The following is a 4,781-nucleotide window of genomic DNA, read 5'->3' as shown; positions in this document are numbered from 1 at the left end:
GGACGGTACGGGACCGTCCCCGCCGGCGCCCCGGCCGTCCGGGGAACGCGGAACAGGTGGAACAGACCGAGCGGGACGACCGCTCAGGAGGCGGGCACGCCGGGTTCGGCGCCGCGCTCCTTGAGCATGTCGGTCATCAGCTGGAGCTCGGAGGTCTGGGCGACCACCATCGACTGCGCCAGCCGCTTCTCGGTGTCGTTCCCGGCCTTGTCGACGTAGCCCTGGGCCATCTCGACGCCGCCCTTGTGGTGCTCGATCATCAGCTGGAGGTAGAACACCTCGGCGTCCCGCCCGTTGAGCGTGCGCAGCTTCGCGATCTGGGTGTTGGTGGCCATGCCGGGCATCAGCGAACCGTCGTGGGCCTGGTACTCGTGGCCCATCTTCATCCACGCCATCGGCGTGGCGGTCGAGTGCTGGGACAGCCCCCACTGGTCCAGCCAGCCCATCATCATCCCGCGCTGGTTGGCCTGGGTGTTGATGATGTCGAAGGCGAGGGTGCGGGTCGGCTCGTCGGCGGTGCGGTCCCGGACGACGAACGACAGGTCCACCGCCTGCTGGTGGTGGGTCGCCATGTCGCGGGCGAACCCGGCCTCGGGGGAGTCGTTCGCCGGGACGGCCAGCGTGGACGAGCCGGACGCCGAGGTCCCGCTCGCCACCAGGGCCGGCACCCCGAGCGCCAGCGCCACGGCGGCGGCCAGCGCGGCCGGCCACCACAGGCGGCGGCGCGGGGCCGCGCCCTCCGCCGTACCGTCCACGCCGTCCGGGCGGTCCGCGTCGGCGGTCACATCTGCCCCATGGTGCAGGAGGCGCCCGGCTCCTGGGTCTGCTTGCCCTGGACGTACTTGGTGAAGAACTCCTCCACCCGCGGGTCGCTGGCGCTGTCCACGACCAGCTGGGTGCTCCAGGCGTTCAGGGTGATGGTGCCCTGCTCGTCCGGGTACGGGCTCATCATCGAGTACGGGGTCTTCTTGACCTTGTCGGAGAGGGTCTTGATGTCGTCCGGGGTGGCCTTGCCGTTGTACGTCACCCAGACCGCGCCGTGCTCCAGGGAGTGGACGGCGCGCTCGTTCTCGAGCGGCTGGTCATAGACGTGGGCCATGCAGTCCGCCCAGATCGCGTTGTGGTCGCCGCCGACCGGCGGGGTCATCGGGTAGGTGACCTTGTCCTTGACGTGGGTGCGGCTCAGCTCGCCGAAGGTCTTCACGCCCGGGATGTCCGCGTTGGCGGCGGCCTGCTTGTCCTTCTTCTTCTGGTTCTGGTCCATGACGATCCAGGTGCCGGTGGCGATCGCACCGACCACCAGCACGCCGGCCACCACCGAGGCGACGATCTTGTTACGGCGGTCACGGCGCTGCTCGGCGGCGCGCAGCTCGGCGATCCGGGCGCGGCGGTCGAGGCCGTCCTGCTTGCCGCCGGGCTTGTTGGACTGCTTGGAGGAGGAACCCATGGTGGTCGTCCTTGTCCCCGCCGCACCGGTCGGTGGCGGCGGTCAGGTGGAGTGAGAGGAGGGACGGATCCGTCGGCGGCTGCGCCGGCGGTGGGTTCCGCTCAGGACCGGTGGACCTGGAGTTCGTGCAGGTCGGGAACCGGGTGCGCGCCGTCCAGCAGGCCGGCGGGCACCACCCGGGGCTGCGCCTCGGGCGCGGTCGGGGTCAGCGGTGACACGGCGGGCTGCGGCTGCGGCGGCGGGTTCGGCAGCTGGGCGTCCTGCGGGCAGTACGGGTGGCTGGAGCAGCCGTTGTTGCGCGGCGGCTGGCCGTCGGCGGTGCAGAGGATCCAGTGCCCCTGCTCCTCGGCCGTCCGGTGGTGGTCCGAGGGGTTCGCGGACTTGGCGACCTTCGCGGCGCGGCCGGTGTAGGAGGCGTGTCCGGTGGCGACCTGGACGCTGACCACACTGACCACGGTGACGGCGCTGACCGGGGCCGCGGCCGCCGTCGGATGGCCGGAGCCGTCCACCGCCTTCGCCTGGCCCGCGCACGGCAGCAGCGTCAGCAGCGCGACGAGCAGCAGGACCAACAGCCCACCTGCCGGGCGGCCCGCGGATGCGGCCCTCCCCGGTCGGGGCGAACTGGGGGCCGACGCGGTCATGCGCACATTTAATCAGCCGAACGAGTGATGCGATGCCCCCCACCGGCCCCCATTTTCGGCGGCCCGTACGCCCGGATGACCAGGAAACACCCTGCTCCGGACACATCCGGCAAGCACGGACGGAACGGAAGCGGACGAACGGATGACGCGCCCGGGGCCGGGTTCGCGAACCGGCAGGTGAGCGCGGTGGCCGGGACTTTCCGGTGGGTGACCGGTTGTCGCCGAAACCCGGACAGGGTCCTCGCGGGTGGAGAACAATGTCGTCAGCCCGGCCCGCCCGGGGGCGGCGCGACCACGGAACGACCAGGAGCCGCCAGATGAGCAAGCAGGGTGCACCGGCACAGCCGCACCGGCCGGACGACGGCTGGTGGGACGCCGTCTACGACGGTCCGGCGGGCACCCTCCCGGACACCCCGCACGCCGACCCGGGGGACGGCAGCGTGGACGACTGGTTCGACACGGCGGTCGGGCTCATCGGGCAGCAGCGGTCGGCGGAGCCGGAGGCGCAGCCGCAGTCGGAGGTGGCGGAGGCCGAGGCTCCTGCGGAGCCTGACGGTTCGGAGGGCGCGGACAACCGGGACAGCATCGACGACTGGTTCGACACCGCCGTCGGCGTGATCGGCGGGGCGGAGGGGATCGGGCGTCAGCGGACCTACTCGGAGACCCCCCACGTCCCGGCCCCCGCCATCGCCGGCGACGCACCGGAGCCCGCGCCGGCGCCTGAGCCGGAGCCGGCACCTGAGCCCGAGGCCGTACCTGTGCCGCTCCCGGACCCGGTCTCGCTGGAGAAGCCCACCCCGCCGCCCGCCCCCGCCCCCGCCCCCGCCCCCGAGCCGGAGCCCGAGCCCGAGCCCGCCCCCGAACCAGAGTCCGCCCCCGAACCGGAGCCCGAGCCCGCCCCCGAGCCGGAGACGGCGGAGGAGCCGGAGGCCCCCGCGCCCGTCCCCGATCCCCGCCTGGCCATCCGCGCACCGCTCGCCGCCGGCGGCGCCGCCGTCCCGCACGTCGGCGAGCGCCCGCCGACCTACGGACCCGAGCCGACGGCCGTACCCGAGGCGGACCCGGGCGCACTGCGCGCGCTCGTACCGGACACCGTGCTGGACGGCGCCCAGTACGGGCCGTCCGTGCTGCGCGCCGCCTCCGTCCGGGGTGACTCCGCGCGCTACCGGGGCGAGCCGCGCCGCGACGCCCTGCTGGTCACCCGGTTCGGCGAGGGGCCCGACGGCCTGCTGCTCGCCGTCCTCGGCGGCTTCGACCGGACGGGCGGCGCCGAGGAGGAGGCGGTCACCGCCGAGGCGGTCGCGGCCGCCACCGGGGAGGCGTGCCACCAGCTCGCGGCCGCGATCGGGCGCAGCCGGGCCGGCCTGGCCGCCGACCTGCGCGACGGCGCCCGCGACCGGCTCCGCTACGGCCTCCAGCGCCTGGCCACCGGTGCGGCCGCCCCGCTGCGCGCCCTGGTGCCCCGGGCGGAGGGGGAGGACGCCCCGTCCCCGGCGCTGCTGCACTGCCTGCTGGTGTCGCTGGACCCGGAGGCCGGCTACCGGGTGGCCTTCGGCGTCGGCCCGGGCGGGCTCTACCTGCTGCGCTCCGGCCACTGGATCGACGCCTACGCGGCCCGCCTGTTGCACCACCCGGACGGTCAGCCGCCGGTCCCCGAGGCCCCGGTGCCCGGTCCGCGCCCGTTCCGCTTCCGGCTCGTCCCCGTGACGCCGGGCGACATCCTCCTGCTCTGCACCCCGGGCCTCGCCCGCCCCATCGCCGACGAGCCGGCCGTCGCCCACTTCCTCTCCACCCATTGGACCCACCCGCACCCCCCGGGCACCGTCGACTTCCTCCGCCAGGTCCAGGTCCGCGCCAAGGGCTACGCCGACGACCGCACGGCCGCCGCCATCTGGACCGAGTGACACCGCACCGGCCCGTGGCTCCACCTCTGCGTCAGAAGTCGGCCCGGCCGACTTCTCGCGCGGGCGGGGGAGCGGGAGGCCCCGGTGCCGGGTCAGGTGCGCAGGAGGATGCCGGTGACGGCGGTGGCCTGGGTGAGGGCGGCGTCGCGGTGGGCGTCCGGGAGGCCGATGGCGACGGGGACGGCGAGGCCGTCGAGCAGGGCGCGGATCTGTACCGCGCGGTCGGCGGCGGGCCCCGGGGCGAAGCGGCCGCTGGCGGCGCCCTCCTCGATGAGGGCGACCAGGTCGGCCTGCCAGGGGGCCTCGATCTCCTGCTGGCCCTGGCGGATCTCGGCGCTCGCGGGGGAGCGGCCCCACACCTCGACCCAGAGGATCCAGCGCGGGTCGCCCGCCCCCTCCGGCAGGTAGAGGCGCAGGTAGGCGTCGAGGCGCTGCCAGGGGTCGAGGGCGTGGTCGGCGAGGGCCTCGCGGCGGCGGGTGCCGAGCTGGTCCTCGCTCCAGCGGAGGGTCTCCAGCAGCAGTTGGTCCTTGCTGCCGAAGTAGTAGAGCAGGTGTCCGGCGCTCATCTGGAGCTGTTTGCCGAGCCCGGCCATGGTGAGCTTGGCGAGCCCGTGTTCGGCGATCGCGGCCCGGGCGGTGGCGAAGACCTCCTCGCGGGGGCGGGCCGGCCGGCGCGGGCGGGGGTCGGCCATGGGCGGTTCTCCTCGGTGGGCCGGAGCACGGGAAGGCGGCGCGGGGCTCGGGAAGCGGGCCGGAACGCGGGAAGGCGGCCCGGGCGGGGGCGTGCGG

5 protein-coding genes are annotated in these 4,781 nt (G+C 75.0%); 1 reads left to right on the top strand and 4 read right to left on the bottom strand.

Annotation, left to right across the window (positions count from 1 at the left end):
- Positions 1–83 precede the first annotated feature (83 nt).
- From ACFU6K_RS31445 to ACFU6K_RS31435, 3 genes are all read right to left on the bottom strand, one after another.
- On the bottom strand, positions 84–785 hold the full coding sequence (locus tag ACFU6K_RS31445) for a DUF305 domain-containing protein (RefSeq protein ID WP_380668789.1): 702 nt from the start codon (positions 783–785) through the stop codon (positions 84–86).
- Positions 782–1,447 carry a DUF3105 domain-containing protein gene (locus ACFU6K_RS31440; RefSeq protein WP_380668787.1) on the bottom strand — a complete coding sequence of 222 codons (666 nt, stop codon included), beginning with the start codon at positions 1,445–1,447 and terminating at the stop codon, positions 782–784. The genes ACFU6K_RS31445 and ACFU6K_RS31440 overlap by 4 nt, the downstream gene beginning before the upstream one ends.
- Before the next feature lie 101 nt (positions 1,448–1,548).
- Entirely contained in the window at positions 1,549–2,016 is a 468-nt protein-coding gene (locus ACFU6K_RS31435) for a hypothetical protein (RefSeq protein ID WP_380668785.1), read from the bottom strand.
- A gap of 389 nt (positions 2,017–2,405) precedes the next feature.
- Between ACFU6K_RS31435 and ACFU6K_RS31430 the strand changes: the two genes are divergently transcribed.
- Positions 2,406–3,992, top strand: a complete 1,587-nt coding sequence (locus ACFU6K_RS31430) for a hypothetical protein (RefSeq protein WP_380668783.1) — start codon at positions 2,406–2,408, stop codon at positions 3,990–3,992.
- 92 nt (positions 3,993–4,084) lie between these two features.
- Here ACFU6K_RS31430 and ACFU6K_RS31425 read toward each other — a convergent pair whose 3' ends face one another.
- Entirely contained in the window at positions 4,085–4,684 is a 600-nt protein-coding gene (locus ACFU6K_RS31425) for a TetR/AcrR family transcriptional regulator (protein ID WP_380668781.1), read from the bottom strand.
- Positions 4,685–4,781: the final 97 nt, after the last annotated feature.

The organism is Kitasatospora sp. NPDC057512 (assembly GCF_042802135.1).
Lineage (GTDB): Bacteria > Actinomycetota > Actinomycetes > Streptomycetales > Streptomycetaceae > Kitasatospora.
This window is presented reverse-complemented; position numbering and strand designations above follow the sequence as displayed.